Source organism: Jejuia spongiicola, assembly GCF_023502325.1.
GTDB lineage: Bacteria > Bacteroidota > Bacteroidia > Flavobacteriales > Flavobacteriaceae > Wocania_A > Wocania_A spongiicola.
In genome coordinates, this window is record NZ_JAMFLZ010000003.1 from 375,684 (window position 1) to 391,704 (window position 16,021).

The 16,021-nt window shown below is 32.2% G+C and carries 15 protein-coding genes; 10 read left to right on the forward strand and 5 right to left on the reverse strand.

The window, feature by feature from the left end; genetic code table 11:
• The first annotated feature begins 10 nt into the window (after window positions 1-10).
• From M3P09_RS08960 to M3P09_RS08995, 8 genes are all read left to right on the forward strand, one after another.
• Window positions 11-565, forward strand: a complete 555-nt coding sequence (locus tag M3P09_RS08960) for a hypothetical protein (RefSeq protein WP_249972865.1) — start codon at window positions 11-13, stop codon at window positions 563-565.
• 136 nt (window positions 566-701) lie between these two features.
• The gene (locus M3P09_RS08965) at window positions 702-1,553 is read left to right on the forward strand and encodes a helix-turn-helix domain-containing protein (RefSeq protein WP_249972866.1); all 852 of its coding nucleotides are present in this window, start codon (window positions 702-704) and stop codon (window positions 1,551-1,553) included.
• Between the two features lie 90 nt (window positions 1,554-1,643).
• Complete coding sequence (locus M3P09_RS08970; RefSeq protein WP_249972867.1) at window positions 1,644-2,036, forward strand: DUF5367 family protein; 393 nt, start codon at window positions 1,644-1,646, stop codon at window positions 2,034-2,036.
• Window positions 2,033-2,518, forward strand: a complete 486-nt coding sequence (locus M3P09_RS08975; RefSeq protein ID WP_249972868.1) for an anthrone oxygenase family protein — start codon at window positions 2,033-2,035, stop codon at window positions 2,516-2,518. The genes M3P09_RS08970 and M3P09_RS08975 overlap by 4 nt, the downstream gene beginning before the upstream one ends.
• 11 nt (window positions 2,519-2,529) lie before the next feature.
• A complete protein-coding gene (locus tag M3P09_RS08980) occupies window positions 2,530-3,366 on the forward strand; it encodes an SDR family oxidoreductase (protein WP_249972869.1) in 837 nt (278 codons plus the stop codon).
• A gap of 166 nt (window positions 3,367-3,532) precedes the next feature.
• The gene (locus M3P09_RS08985; RefSeq protein WP_249972870.1) at window positions 3,533-4,105 is read left to right on the forward strand and encodes a cupin domain-containing protein; all 573 of its coding nucleotides are present in this window, start codon (window positions 3,533-3,535) and stop codon (window positions 4,103-4,105) included.
• Between the two features lie 228 nt (window positions 4,106-4,333).
• Entirely contained in the window at window positions 4,334-4,945 is a 612-nt protein-coding gene (locus tag M3P09_RS08990; protein WP_249972871.1) for an alpha-ketoglutarate-dependent dioxygenase AlkB family protein, read from the forward strand.
• A gap of 55 nt (window positions 4,946-5,000) precedes the next feature.
• The gene (locus M3P09_RS08995; protein WP_249972872.1) at window positions 5,001-5,918 is read left to right on the forward strand and encodes an AraC family transcriptional regulator; all 918 of its coding nucleotides are present in this window, start codon (window positions 5,001-5,003) and stop codon (window positions 5,916-5,918) included.
• Window positions 5,919-5,998: 80 nt separating this feature from the next.
• Here the strand turns inward: M3P09_RS08995 and glyA are convergent, their stop codons facing one another.
• Window positions 5,999-7,270: a serine hydroxymethyltransferase gene (gene glyA / locus M3P09_RS09000; RefSeq protein ID WP_099565979.1), complete on the reverse strand. Its 1,272-nt coding sequence runs from the start codon at window positions 7,268-7,270 to the stop codon at window positions 5,999-6,001.
• Between the two features lie 201 nt (window positions 7,271-7,471).
• Between glyA and fahA the strand changes: the two genes are divergently transcribed.
• Entirely contained in the window at window positions 7,472-8,755 is a 1,284-nt protein-coding gene (gene fahA, locus M3P09_RS09005) for a fumarylacetoacetase (RefSeq protein WP_099565980.1), read from the forward strand.
• 97 nt (window positions 8,756-8,852) lie between these two features.
• On the forward strand, window positions 8,853-10,034 hold the full coding sequence (locus M3P09_RS09010) for a hypothetical protein (RefSeq protein ID WP_249972873.1): 1,182 nt from the start codon (window positions 8,853-8,855) through the stop codon (window positions 10,032-10,034).
• 57 nt (window positions 10,035-10,091) lie between these two features.
• On the opposite strand, the gene M3P09_RS09015 is transcribed toward M3P09_RS09010, so the two are convergent.
• The 4 genes from M3P09_RS09015 to M3P09_RS09030 form a co-directional block, all read right to left on the reverse strand.
• The gene (locus tag M3P09_RS09015; RefSeq protein ID WP_249972874.1) at window positions 10,092-11,873 is read right to left on the reverse strand and encodes a DUF885 domain-containing protein; all 1,782 of its coding nucleotides are present in this window, start codon (window positions 11,871-11,873) and stop codon (window positions 10,092-10,094) included.
• Window positions 11,874-11,922: 49 nt separating this feature from the next.
• Window positions 11,923-13,677 carry an arylsulfatase gene (locus M3P09_RS09020; protein ID WP_249972875.1) on the reverse strand — a complete coding sequence of 585 codons (1,755 nt, stop codon included), beginning with the start codon at window positions 13,675-13,677 and terminating at the stop codon, window positions 11,923-11,925.
• A 101-nt stretch (window positions 13,678-13,778) separates the two neighbouring features.
• Window positions 13,779-14,177 (reverse strand): bacillithiol system redox-active protein YtxJ, encoded by a 399-nt coding sequence (gene ytxJ, locus M3P09_RS09025; protein ID WP_249972876.1) that lies wholly within the window; start codon window positions 14,175-14,177, stop codon window positions 13,779-13,781.
• A 39-nt stretch (window positions 14,178-14,216) separates the two neighbouring features.
• Entirely contained in the window at window positions 14,217-15,836 is a 1,620-nt protein-coding gene (locus M3P09_RS09030; protein WP_249972877.1) for a glycoside hydrolase family 16 protein, read from the reverse strand.
• Between the last annotated feature and the right edge of the window lie 185 nt (window positions 15,837-16,021).

Genomic DNA, 16,021 nt, shown 5'->3' on the forward strand with positions numbered 1-16,021 from the left:
AACCTTAAAAATGACAAAAAAACTACTTCTTATTTTAACAATTCTGACTTTTCTATCGTGTGGAAATGAATCTGATAAAATGATTTATAAAACCAAAGGTGGAGAATTTGCTTCTCAAGCTGGAAATTTTATCGCAGGTTTCCCAACCAAACCGAATTATTCAGCTATTGACAATCAAATCGGACTTGATAAATTTCAAATCCATTTATTTCGTTCGACTTTAGGACCAAATAAAACATTTTCGGTAGAATACAACGACTATCCTGAACATATGATTAAATTATCTATAACTAACGAGCAACTTTATTCACAAGGAGTTACTAATTTCTCGAATAAAATGGCTGAAGCTTTTAAATTGGAATTTCAAGAACCAATTGAACAACATGGATTGAAAGGGCATTATTTTGTGCTAAATCTTAATCAGAATGCAATTGACAAAGGAATTAAAGGTCATATTCAAGGTAAATTATTTAGACAAGGAAACCGAGTTTATACGGTTACTTATATTGGAAAAAATGACAAAAATACAGATAAGTTTATGCAATCTTTTCGTCTGATAAAATAACTGCTTACAACAACACCTATAATTTTCATTGCTAGTCCTCGCCTACTTAAGAAAATCCTAGCAGATTTCTCTCTGATCAGTTTTCTTTTATTAAATTAGGTGCATAACCACATAACTAATCTACACTAGCAAAATAATGAACCGTGAAATCATAGACATAAACGATTGTACCATTTTATTGGAAGAAGCATCTACCGATAACAATTTAATCGATTCGTGTTTTTTTGACGAACCCGTTATTGCTATTGCTTTTTACGGTGCAGGAGATGTTGGCCTAAAAGTTAAATTTGAAGGAAAAACCAAAGAATTCCATCATACCAAAGGCATGGTATTATCCTTTTATGCCGATAGTAAAGTAGAGTTTGAACATCATGTTTCTGCACAAAAACCACTAGAATGTTTAGTAATAGCAACAACGATTAGAAACTTAGACAAGCTACCCAATGGTGAAGGTCAGTTTTTAGAAAAGTTTTTACATCAATTAGTACATCCAAAAGACCATTATGTTGAAGGCCCCGTATTTAATATGAGCCCAGAAATGTTTCTATTAGTAGAACAATTCTTTAACAATGCTTACAAAGGAGAAATTAAAATGATGTTCTACAAAAGCCACATGGCTGCTTTACTTTCTCATTATTTTGGACAATTAGCATCCGAGGAATCAAGCAAAATTGACACTTCACAACTTGAGAAAATCAACTTAGCTCAAGAAATTTTATTGTCAGATATGGAAAACCCTCCTTCGCTCACCGAACTGGCTTACAAAATAGGTACTAACACCAACAAACTAAAAAAAGGATTTAAAGCACAATTTGGTGTTCCAGTTTTTAAATACTTACATAACGAACGTTTAAAAAAAGCTTACAACTTAATTAAAAACGATCAAAAAACTATTCAAGAAGCCGCTTGGGCCGTGGGTTATGATAGTTTAGGATCCTTCTCAAATGCCTTTGAAAAAAAGTTTGGCTTCAGACCCAGTCAAGCATAAAATTCTTTTCGAATAAATCATAATCCTTTTTGAATAAGTCGCTGGTTAACAGCTGCTATAGATTTGCGTCATAATTAAAAATCAAAAATTATGATTAGCAAGACATTATTTAGCATTGTATGTGCCATTTTAGTTTGGATTTTATGCGTTTCATTTTACCTCTTATCGTTTTATGTTCCCTTTTTAGAAAATCAAGAACTACAATCTAATATTGTACTGGCATTGGCAATTATTCCTAGCGCTTGTTTAGGGGCATACCTGTTCTATAAAAATAGCTACATGAAACCATCTACATTGGCACTTACATTTATAATTGTAGCTACTGTATTGGATGTATTGATAACAGTTCCTGTATTTGTAATTCCAAATGGTGGTAGCTATTCAGAATTTTTCAGAGACCCTATGTTTTACACTATTGTGGTTGAGTTTTACTTCATTGTATTGTATTACGGAAATCATTTAACAAAAAAACTAGAAGCATGAAAAACGTGATCTTTTTTATAACGGTATTATTGAATGCGCTTTCTACAGGTTTTTTCTTCGCATGGTCCGTTTCTGTCATATTGGGAACTAAAAAAGTAAGTGATTTCACTTACTTGGAAACCATGCAAAACATCAATAGAGAAATCTTAAACCCTGTCTTCTTTATAATATTCTTCGGAAGCCTGACAACATTGCTAATCACTACTTATCTACAGTTTAACAATAAACCTGTGTTTTGGTTGGTCTTGGCATCTACAATCATTTATCTAATTGGCACTTTTGGTATTACAGCCTTTGGCAATGTTCCTTTAAACAATGAGCTAGATCTATTAAACATTACTAAACTTAGCTTATTAGAGCTAAAGAGTTTTAGAACCTATTATGAAAGTACTTGGAATCAGTACCATAACATTAGAACTATTTCTGGTATGATTTCATTTACCCTATTACTTATATCAATATTTATTCAAAAAACATTTTAAAACAATTCATTATGAAAACAAACATTTTAGTTATCGGAGGAACCGGAAAAACTGGTCGCCGCGTAGTAGAACAATTACAAAAAAAAGGTATTGAACCAAGAGTTGGTTCGAGAAGTGCTACACCAAGTTTTGATTGGGACAACAAAGACACCTGGGTAGAAGCCCTTGACGGTATTGAAAGAATGTACGTTACCTATTATCCGGACTTGGCTGTTCCTGGAGCCAAAGAAGCCATACAGAGTTTAACATATTTAGCTAAAGAACTAGGAGTTAAAAAAATGGTTTTGCTTTCTGGTAAAGGTGAAACCGAAGCAGAAGCTTGTGAAAAAATTGTGATGGATTCTGGCATGGATTATACCATAGTTAGAGCTTCTTGGTTTAACCAAAATTGGAGCGAAAGTTTCTTTTTAGAGCCTATTCTATCGGGAGAAGTGACATTACCCATGTCTGATGTTTTAATTCCTTTTGTAGATGCCAATGATATTGCCGAAGTTGCTGCCAATGTTTTATTGGATGACACTTATAATGGTGAAATCATTGAGGTAACAGGTCCAGAATTAATTACTTTTAAGGATATTGTTGACATCATTTCAAAGACTAGTAACAGAAGTTTAAACTTTTACGACATCACATTAGAGCAGTATGTTGATGGCATGAAACAAATGCAAATACCTAACGATGTCGTTTGGTTAATTGAGTATTTATTTAGTCATGTATTGACCAATCCAAAAAATCAATTGGTAGTTAATGATATTGAACGCGTTTTAGGAAGAAAAGCAAAAACATTCTTAGAATATGCCCAAGAAACTGCTAAAACTGGGATTTGGAGTCAAGTAAGCGTTACATAACTATTGCCAGCAATATGCATAATTAATAGCGATTTGAGTTTTACTCTAGTCGCTATTCTTTTTATTTTGTAATTTACTTTCCGAAAAGTAACGCATATAAATTCGCTACTAATCATACACGAACACGTTGGAAACAATATAAACTAACCAGTCAAAACTCAATATTATGGAACGTAAATATTTCTTAAAATCAACAGCAATAGGAATTGGAGCATTATCTATTATTCCCATGATTAATGCTTGTAAAACCGAATCAAAGAAAGAGAGTGTTAATGAGTCTACAAAATCAGAAGTTAAAGATTTACAAAAACCTAAAATTGTTAAAGATAGCGAAGGAAATAAATTGAATGTATTGGGAGATAATCAAAACATCAAGCTGACAGGAGAGGACACAAATGGACAGTATACGTTAATTGAACAAAACAATGAACCAGGAACCAGAATTCCACCGCACGTGCATGAAAATGAAGACGAGGTGTTTCAAGTTTTAGAAGGACAAGTTGAAATGAGTATTGGAGATAAAATGACTACACTTAATGCAGGTGACATTATATTTTGCCCAAAAGGGGTTCCTCATTCATGGAAAATTGTCGGAGAAGAAAAAGCCCGAGCCATGCTAAGCATTTTTCCTTCTGGCTTAGAGGGGATGTTTAAGGAATTAGCGAAATTCCCAGCTGGACCACCAGATATGGAAAAGGTTACTAAAATTTGTGGTAAATATAATTTGAAATTCGTTTAAGTAAAATGTTGTTGTCAAAAATGGCGATAAATAACTGCGATTTAAGCGATGAAGCAACAATATGTCTGTTTTTTTCGGGAACTTGATTTAAAAAAAATGGAATTAAGCGAGAATAACAACCAAAACGAATTGAAAACTAATTTCGACTTGACTAATAAGTTTTGGAACGAAGTATATAATGAGTAAGAAGAGTAAGAAGAGTAAGAAGAGTAAGAAGAGTAAGAAAAAATGAAACTGTTTGAAATTGAAATTAATAGTACAAAAAATCTACTTCCAAAAGACGGAATAGTTAACTATTATGCGAAACTTTTAAATAAAGCTAAAGCAGATTATTATTTTAAAACCTTATTAACTCAAATTGAATGGCGGAATGATGAAGCTATTATCTTTGGAAAAAAAATTATTACCAAAAGGAAAGTGGCTTGGTATGGAGAAAAACCATTTGAATACACGTATTCAAAAACCACTAAATTAGCATTGCCTTGGACTGCAGAATTATTGGAATTGAAAGCAAAAGTAGAAAAAAGAACAGGAGATACATTTAATTCTTGTTTACTCAACCTTTATCACAACGGCAGCGAAGGAATGGCTTGGCATAGCGACGGTGAAAAAGATTTAAAAAAGAACGGGGCGATTGCATCTTTAAGTTTTGGGGCTGAAAGAAAATTTTCATTTAAGCATAAAGAAACAAAAGAAAAGGTAGAATACATTCTAGAACACGGAAGCTTACTAATAATGAAGGGCAAAACACAAAGCCATTGGTTACATAGACTTCCCCCAACGACAAAAATAACAGAGCCAAGAGTAAACTTAACCTTTAGAACAATAGTAAATAAATAAATGTAGTGTTAACAGTCTACATAAAAACTACATTTCACACAGTATTTAACTTCATATGAAAATCTCAGAAAAAGAAAAACTAACAGATTACCAAGCTAGAATAAATAGGGTTTTTAAATACATTGATGAAAACCTAGATTCAGATTTATCATTAGACACTGTTTCTAAAATAGCTTTTTTCTCTCCATTTCATTTTCATAGAATATTCAAATTCATAACAACGGAGCCCTTGAATGCCTTTGTTACAAGGAAAAGAGTTGAAAAATCGGCTTCTAGCTTAATTCATAAGAATTTTACGATTTCAGAAATATCTGCTAAGTATGGTTTTAAAGATAACTCTTCATTCACTAGAACTTTTAAAAAATATTATGGAGTAAGTCCAACAGAATTTAAAAAGCAAAACCCTAACAAGTTTAGCAAGATTCGTCAATTAGAAAGCAAGAATGGTCAAGAATATCCTGACTATGACAATTACATTTGCGTCATTAACAATCTAAAAAAGTGGATAAAGATGAATGCGAAAATTGAAATTAAGAAGATGCCTAAAATGGATTTGGCTTATGTATCAAGTATTGGGCCTCAAAACGTTGCTGATGCTTATCAAAAATTGATAAAATGGGGTACGCCTCAAGGTTTGATTAATGAGCAAACTAAAATGATTACTATTTATCACGATAGTTTTAAAATAACAGAAGCCAATAAAGTTAGAATTAGTGCTTGTATCCTTCTAAGTAAACCAAACGAAATAGAAGGAGAAATTGGGTTTGCCACAATTGAAGAAGGAAAATTTATTGTTGGTAGTTTTGAAATTAGACTTGACGAATTTGAAAAATCTTGGACTGGCCTATTTGTATGGATGAACGAAAACGGATATAAAAAAGCTAACAGAAATCCTTTTGAAATTTATCATAACAATTTTAATGAACATCCTGAAAGGAAAGCTATTGTTGACTTTCACATCCCTATTGAATAAAAAACCGTTTAATACAAAAAATCCTGCTTATTAGCAGGATTTTATATTTTCATATTTACGAAACTCTAAATAACAGTATACTATACAAACAAAGGTTTCCCTTTCATCATAGTATTTACCTTATTCTTAACGCCCTCAAGCATAGTTTCGTTTTCATAATTAGTAATCACTTCATCAATTAAGTCAACAATGTTTACCATCTCATCTTCTTTTAATCCACGAGTAGTAATTGCTGCTGTACCAATTCTAATCCCCGATGTAACGAATGGTGATTTATCATCAAAAGGTACCATATTCTTATTTACAGTTATATCAGCCTTTACTAATGCTTGTTCTGCTTCTTTTCCTGAAATATTCTTATTACGCAAATCGATAAGCATACAATGATTATCTGTTCCTTTTGAAATAATATTGTACCCTTTTGACACTAGAGCCTTAGCCATAGCATTAGCGTTTTCTTTTACTTGTAACTGATAATGTAAAAAATCATCTGTTAATGCTTCACCAAAAGCAATAGCTTTTGCAGCAATAATATGCTCTAATGGTCCTCCTTGATTTCCTGGAAACACAGCAGAATCCAACAATGAAGACATTTTACGCAAATTTCCGTTTTTTAATGTGATACCAAATGGGTTATCAAAATCTTCTCCCATCATAATTAAACCTCCTCTTGGTCCGCGTAATGTTTTATGTGTTGTAGTTGTTACGATATGGCAATGTGGAATCGGGTCATTTAAAATACCTTTAGCAATTAATCCCGCTGGATGCGAAATATCTGCCATTAAAATTGCACCAACGCTATCAGCAATAACTCTAAATCTTTTAAAATCAATGTCGCGAGAATACGCCGAGGCTCCAGCTATAATTAATTTTGGTTGCTCTTTAGTCGCAACTTCTTGAATTTTATCATAATTTAATACCCCTGTCTCCTGATCTACTCCGTAAAATGTAGGATTGTATAACTTACCCGAAAAATTTACTGGCGACCCGTGAGTTAAATGCCCACCATGAGACAAATCGAATCCTAAAATTTTATCCCCTGGTTTTAAACAAGCTGCAAAAACCGCTGTATTTGCCTGACTTCCAGAGTGCGGTTGTACATTTACATAAACAGCTCCAAATAACGCTTTGGCTCTATCAATAGCAATTTGCTCAACTTCATCAACTACTTCACAACCACCGTAATAACGTTTTCCTGGATATCCTTCAGCATATTTATTGGTTAAAACAGAGCCCGCAGCTTCCATAACTTGGTCGCTTACAAAATTCTCTGATGCAATAAGTTCAATTCCGTGTAATTGGCGTTCTTTTTCGGCTTGAATAAGTTCAAAAATTTGTTCGTCGCGTTGCATAAATATAAATTGTAGTTAAAAGTTGAGCAAAAATAACAAATAGATTATTTAAATACACCAAAAAACATATATTTACTCTTAAGTTTTAAACCGTTTTATTAACGATTAAATTATACCCATTTTTTAATCATTTATTTCAAATTAAATAAAAAAAATGTGTACGTTTGATAAGAATTTAATAAACAAATAAAAAATATAGTTATGCCATTATCAGCTAACAATCCAGATAGAAAGTCGTGGTTACACGTCGATAAAAATTCAGATTTTCCAATCCAAAATATTCCATTCGGTGTATTTCTAACTCGTGATGATATTATAACCATTGGTACACGCATTGGAGATACAGCCATTGATCTTGGTGCTTTACACCAATTAGGATATTTTGAAGGGATTCCTTTAACAGATGATATTTTTCTTCAAGATACTTTAAACGACTTTATTGCAGATGGGAGAAAAACATGGCGCGCTGTTAGAAATAGAATTGCTGAAATTTTTGATGCAGAAAATTCATCATTAAAGGATAATGTAAAACATAAAGAAATTGTATTATTTCGATTAGATGAAATTGAAATGCAATTACCAGTTCAAATTGGTGATTATACCGATTTCTATTCAAGTATTGAACATGCCACCAATGTTGGTACGATGTTTAGAGATCCAGATAATGCACTATTACCAAATTGGTTGCATATACCTGTTGGTTATCACGGCAGAAGCTCTTCTATTATTCCTTCTGGGATTCCTGTGCATAGACCACAAGGGCAAACACTTCCTAATGGAGAAACTCAACCAGTTTTCGGACCAAGTAGATTGGTAGATTTTGAGCTTGAAATGGCTTTTATTACAACTGATGCAAACGACTTAGGAGAACCGATTCCTATCAATGAGGCTGAAGAGTATATCTTTGGATTAGTGTTATTTAATGATTGGAGTGCTCGCGACATTCAAAAATGGGAATATGTTCCTTTAGGTCCATTCTTAGCCAAGAATTTTGCCTCATCAATTTCATCTTGGATAGTTACCTTAGACGCTTTAGAGCCTTTTAGAGTTGATGGTCCAAAACCTTTAAAGCCACAATTAGATTATTTACAATACGAAGGAAAAAAGAGTTACGATATTAACCTAGAAGTTTCAATTCAGCCAAATGGTGCTAAAGAAACAGTTATTAGTAAATCAAATTTTAAATATATGTATTGGAATATGGCTCAGCAATTGGCACATCATACAGTAAACGGGTGTCCTGTGAATTCTGGCGATATGATGGGAAGCGGTACTATTTCTGGACCAACTCCAGACTCGTATGGTTCTATGCTAGAGTTAACGTGGCGTGGAGAAAAACCCATTAAAATGAATGATGGTACTGAGCGCAAATTCATTAATGATAATGATACTGTTATTATGCGTGGACATTGCGAAAAAGATGGCACCAGAATTGGTTTTGGAGAAGTTTCTACCAAATTACTTCCTGTTTATAGCAAAAAATAAGATTCTGTATTTCAGCTAGTTACCATTAAGTTGATAGTTTTTAGTATTTTTGGCATTACTATTGAAATAGTAACCCAATAACCTAAAATTTTAACCTATGAAAAGATTACTACTCCTAACAGTTTTACTTTCATTATGTATAGCATGTAGTGGAAGAAAAGAAGTTGAGAAAGCTGTAAATTCTGGCAATTATGATCAAGCCATAAATACAGCTCTTAAAAAACTTAGAACGAATAAAGACTCAAAGCGAAAGCGCGAAGTGGTTTTAATGCTACAGGATGCCTATTATAAAGCTGAAGATAGAGATTTAAATACTATCAATCACCTAAAAAAAGATAGCAATCCAGAATTATACCGTGAGATATACGAACGTTATTTAGATTTGAATGCTCGTCAAGAAGCCATTAAACCTATTTTACCTTTGCGTGTAAACGGAAAAGATATTCCATTTAAGTTTAATGACTATAGTAATACTATTATAGAATCTCGCGAAAATCTTTCGGACTATTTATATGAAAAAGGAATTGAGTTACTGGAATCTGACAACAAGCTTACAATAAGAGAAGCTTACAATACGCTTAATTATTTAGACCGTATAAACCCTAATTATGAAGAAACTCGTGAGTTATTAGAAGAAGCTCATCAAAGAGGAACGAATTATATTTTGGTTTCTATTAATAACGAAACTGAGCAAATAATTCCAACTCGTTTAGAAGATGATTTGTTAAACTTTGACACTTACGGATTGAATAAGTTTTGGAGTGTTTACCACGCTAACAAAAACAACGATGTTAAGTACGATTATGCGATGCATCTTAATTTAAAACGTATCAATATTTCACCTGAACGAATTAAAGAGCGAGAACTTTTTAGAGAAAGAGACGTTAAAGATGGTTGGGAATATGAACTAGATAGTGCCGGAAATGTTGTAAAAGACTCCTTGGGTAACGATATAAAAGTTGATAAAATAATTAGAGTAAAATGTCGATTGTTAGAAATAGCTCAAATCAAATCATCGCAGGTTATTGCAGATGTAGTTTACTTAGATTTAGCATCAAATCAACCATTAGATTCATTTCCTATTGATAGTGAATATATTTTTGAAAATATTTTTGCACGATCTAGAGGAGATAAACGAGCATTAACTAAAGACGATAGAATCTTATTAGATAACAGACGTGTTCCTTTTCCTAGTAATGAGCAAATGGTTTATGATACTGGTGAAGATTTAAAATTCCAGCTAAAAGATATTATTAACTCTTATAATATTGGACATTAAATAAAAAACCTCCTAAATTAATTTAGGAGGTTTTTTATTTAACAAAGTATTTTATATCTATTTACTCGCTTCAACCCAAGAGTCTATTTTACTTTCTAGTAATTGCAGTGGGATGCAGCCAGTTTCTAATACTTGATTATGAAACTCTCTAATATCAAACTTCTCCCCTAGTTTTTCTTGTGCTCTTGAACGCAGTTCTCTTATTTTTAATTGACCAATCTTATAAGATAAAGCCTGACCTGGGTTGGCCATATAGCGTTCTATCTCACTTGTAATTGCAGACTCAGATTCAGCTTCATTATTCAACGAATATTCTATCGCCTGTTCTCTAGTCCAACCTTTTGCGTGTAATCCTGTATCTACAACCAATCTAATAGCTCTATGGATTTCGTTACTTAACATACCAAAATATTGGTATGGGTCTTTATACAACCCTAGTTCCTTACCCATTGACTCTGTATACAAAGCCCACCCTTCTCCATAAGCACTATACCATAGCGTTTTTCTAAAATCTGGTAATTCTTTACTCTCTTGTGCTAAAGAAATCTGAAAATGATGACCAGGAATGGCTTCATGCAAAAACAAATCTTCCTTATCGAAAATATTATACTTTTCTACATATGGAATTGGTGTATAAAAAATACCAGGTCTTGTACCGTCTAACGATCCTGCATTGTAATTTGCTGCAGCCGATTTTTCTCTAAAAGGTTCTGTTCTACGTACTTCAAATGGTGTTTTAGGCAGCTTTTTAAATAGTTTATTTATTTGAGGTTTCATAACCTCATGGATACTATCATAAAACGCAATAACCTGAGACCGTTCAGTAAATGGCATTAATCTCTTATTAGTTCTAACATGGCTAAAAAAAGCATTTAAATCCCCTTCAAAACCAATCTCCTTTTTTATTTTTTCCATTTCAGACCTGATTCGTGCAACTTCACTTAAACCCAATTCATGAATTTCATCTGCAGTCATATTAGTAGTAGTATACTTTTTTATCTGATGTGCATAATAATCATCACCAAGTGGTGTAGCATTTATACCACTACTTGTTCTTCCTAATGCTAAGTATTCATCTCTCAAAAATTCTGTTATTTTCTTGTGTGCAGGCACTACTTTATTAGCCACCATATTTGTATAGGCTTCGGTCAACTCTTTCCGTTCTTCATCTGTAAAACTTTCTGGAAAACTTTTAGCTGGAGAAAAATATAAGTGGTTTTCGACATTACTATCCGCTAAAACTTCAAATTGTGGTATTACTTTAACAATTAAAGAAGCAGGTAAAACGTAATCGCTTTCCATTCCCTTTTTCATTTGATCTATAGCCGAATTTAGCCATATCAGATAAGCATCTACTCGAATTAACCAATCTTTATAATCTTGAACCGTTTTAAATGGCTGCGCATTTGTGCCACCAGCGAGTTGATTAAAATCTAAATTTTTAGACCACATTTGATCAATTGGCATTAAATCCTTCTTAAAACTCATAGCCTCTAGGTTAATATTGCAATCCCATTCTAAAACAGATTTACTCATTTTTTCTGTTTCAGATAATTTGGAATCATCAATTTCATGTAAGGCTTGTTTAAATTTATTATAGTAATCTTTCTTTTTAGTTTTGTACCGATCAGATAAAAAATTTGGAAACTTATCATTAAAGCGATAATCTCCTGCATTAGTAGCATTTACAGGGTTTAACTCAAAACCTTCTTCATTATACTGTTCTAAAAGGTTAGCGAAAGCTTCGCTAGCTTTTTCTGTTAAATCTTTAGCTTCATTTTCTTTTTTACATGAAACAATGATTAATAAAATTGAAAAGACAAATATTATTTTCTTCATATTCTTTTTATTTAATTTTCAACAAATTTAGGTGTTAAGGTTTACAATGTTATATTTTCTCTATCTCAACCAAAAAAGGCAAAATGCGTTTATTATTTTTCATATAAAAAGGAATAAGATTGCCTGTCATTTTTGGTAGATAAATATTTTTCATTTCAATAAAATCAGTTTCCATATCAATTTTTAATTGATTAACAATAGCATCTGTTTCTAAAATCATTCGCCCCTTAGGCTCCACAGGTTTTATAAATTTGAATTTAATATTATAATGCCCTTCAGCAACATCAACATACCATTTTCCAAATATTTCTTCTTGATTCCAAATACCCCGTTCTCCTCCAGCATCATTTCTATTTAAAATTATTGGGTTTTCAAATTCTGAACCAACTGAAATACTGGGTTGGTTTATAAGGTTATTAGAGCTAATCAATTCTTTATAAATTTGATTAAGGTTTTGTTTAAGTCCTTTTGCAAAGTTTTTATTTTTTAAAACTATATTGTTTTGTTCATTTGGGTCATTTTTAATATCGAACATTTGAAAATCTTCAATAGGTGCATTATAATTGGTTTTACCCACTAACTTATAATCTCCTTTTTGGATGGCAATATTATTATATAACTCTGGGTAACGTCGCGTCCAATAAAAAAACAGTGATCTTTCTGCCCAATCAACTTTTTCATTTTTAATTAGCGGTAGCAAACTGTTTCCGTCTATCTTTTTGTTTTTTGGAGCTTCGACTCTACATAATTTAGCTATTGTAGGAAGGATATCAATATGAGCTGTGGTAGTTTCAATATCTTTGTTTCCCTTAAATTGATTTGGATAACTAAATAGAAGTGGTACTCTAATACCTCCTCTATAAACACTTCCTTTCAACCCACGCATGCCTCCAACATAGCGTAATTGTTGTGGGCCATTATCTGTCATAAAAATAATTATAGTATTATCTTCAATCCCTAAACTTTTCACTTTTGAAATAACTTTACCAATATTATCATCTATATTAGAAACCATTGCATATACTTTGCGCGCATCTTCTTTATCTTTCTCATTCATTTTTACTTTTGAAGACTTATTTTTTTCAAAAGTTATTGATGGATCAATGTCTGCATACATTTGATAATACTCATCTGGAACTTGCAATGGTGTATGCGGAGCATTGAACGAAAGGTAACAGAAAAATGGAGCTTTATGATTTTTTTCAATGAAATTTATAGCATTATCTGTAAAAATATCTGAACAATATCCATCATACATTCTTGGTTGCCCATTATACCAAAGCACTGGGTCAAAATAACTTCTATCACCCTGAAAATATGTTGTAAAATCTCCAACTTGTCCCATACCCCCAGAAAGATGAATTAGAGACTCGTCAAAACCTTGATCAATTGGTCTACTAGGGTAGTTATCGCCTAAATGCCATTTACCATACATCCCTGTTTTATAATTAGCTTGCTTTAGCATTTCAGCAATGGTAACTTCATTTGATGCCATTATTGCCCCTCCGTTATAAGTATCTCTTACTCCAGTTCGCAAAGAATAGCGCCCAGTCATTAAACTAGATCGTGTTGGCGCACATACTGGTGAAACATAAAAATTATTGAATCTAATGCTTCTTTTTGATAATGCATCAAGCACAGGTGTTTTAATCTGATCATTTCCAGTAAAACCAAAATCGCCATAACCTTGGTCATCTGTTATAATTAAGATTACATTTGGTAGGTTGCTTTCTTGCGAAAAGCTTATTGTAGTTGCTAAAAAAAGTAAAATAACAATTAGAATTCTGTTCGATTTAAAAGTCATAAAATAAATATTCTAAATTAGCTAAGTTGTTTATATCAACATGAAGCTAAGTTATAACTTAAAAATTCGAAATTCAAAAAGGCATTAATAAAACTTAACGTTTATATAAATCGTGCCAAATCAATATCATTTATGGCTCCGTGAGAATTATGGGTAACTACTACTCCATTTTTGATAACTAATAACTGAGGGGATTCGTGTATTACCTGAAACTTATATCCAACTTCGTTAGATACATCTCTGTTGTTTAAAATATCTAGGTAATATAAATCCACATCCTTTTCAGTAAATGCATATGCATCAACAAATTGGTTCATCACCATTCTGCTAATTCCACAGCGTGTAGAATGCTTAAAAATAATTTGGGTTTTTATAGAAGATTTTTTCTCTATATGGTAGAGTTGCTGTAAATCGTTAAGAGGAATCCAAGGCAACACCTTTTCTTCTTTATTAGTGGTTGAGCCAGTTGAAGCTCCAAATAATTTATTTAGTAATCCCATATGTGTAACAGTCGTGCTTAAAATAAAAACTTACAAATATTATTTTTTCAAAAATTTAAAAGAATTAATTTTAGTATTGTTAGTGGTCAATCTTACAAAATATAATCCAGATTTTAATGAATCTGCAATATAAGTAACTTTATTGTTAGAAACTTGGTGTGTTTTCTTGTAAATTAAACGTCCGCTAACATCATAAACTTGAACCAAAACGGTTTGATTTATACCACCTGAAAACTTAATGTTTAATTCATTTTTTACTGGGTTAGGATAGAAACTTATCTTATTATCATAAAGCACCTTATTTGCAGAAAGACTGCTTTTTTGATAGACTCTAATATAATCTATTTCCATAGCATCATCAGTGAATCCAGAATCAATTGTACCTCCTAAATTACCACCCATTGCAACATTCAATAATATATAAAACTCTTGATTAAAAGGGTTAACTGTAGCCATTTGATTTACTAAAGCACCATCTAAATAAACCCGCATGGAATCTGAATCCCATTCTAAAACATAATCATGAAAGTTTTGAGAAGTATTAGTATTAGTTATAGGAACACTGCTAGAGTTTAATTGATAGCCTCCTCCATTATTCCAATGCCAAGTGCCTAAAATTTCTGTTTTAGCAACATTTGGTTCCATAATATCAATTTCTCCACACCAAGGCCAATTAGCAGTTCCAAAGCCTTGGTTGTCCCAATACCCCCCATCTTCATTAATATTTTTTCCCAGCAACCATATAGCTGGCCATGTACCCGCTACTGATGGTAGCTTAGCGCGCACTTCTACTCTACCGTATTTAAAAGCAAATTTTGAATTTAACCTAGCAGAAGTATATTGCTTTTGATGACCTTGATCGATATAAGTTTCTTTAATGGCCTTAATTTTTAAAGTTCCGCTTGATACAAATGAGTTATCATCACGATTAGTGTAGTGTTGAACTTCTCCATTTGCCCAACTATCTCCAGCAATTAATTGAGTTTGATGAAACCATTTATTACCATCTACAGAGCCCACATCATTAAATTCATCAGACCAAACTAGATTATTAAAAACTGAACCTGATACCGTAGAATCATCATTAATAACATCATCTATATATGCAATAACCTGATTATTGTTATTTTCTCCATTTATCTGGATAACCACTCTATTAAAATCTGTTCTTGTATTTGGTGGAGGTGAATTTCCATCTAAGTTTATATAGGCGTCATTTTCAAAATCGAATATTACTTCTTGCCACTCATCTAAAACTATTGGTTTAATAATTTCACTTTGTGTAGACCAAGGAGCTCCTAATGTGCCATCTTGAAGTTTTAAAGAAACTTGATTAGATTGACTTCCTGTAATTCCATTTGAAGGAACATATATTTTTAATTTAAATGAATGATTTACAGATAAACCAAAATTTGGGCTAACATCAAACCTAACATTTGCATATTGCCCTCCAGTATCTTCATATTTTAAAACCGTATCAGAAACATTGATTCCAATTTTGAAAGGGTTATTAAACCCTATATTTAACCCACAATCATCTCCAAACCAAGAAGTAATGGTACCACTGCCTTCAAAATCGTCCGATATAACTTGAGCTGCTAAGTTTAAGCTAGAAACAAAAAAAGCATAACACAATACTAATGTAAAAGTATAACGCATAACAAATATTTTAAGATAGAAGCCAAATCTAAATGTTGGTTTTTTAAATAGCTAAAATTTAACCAATACATAAACCATACATCAAAAGGCAATTAGGTAAAAAACAGTTAAAACAGACAAAAAGACATACAAATAGAGGCCTAACAAGACATTTTGTCTTTTAAATTGTAATGGTAGGATTATTG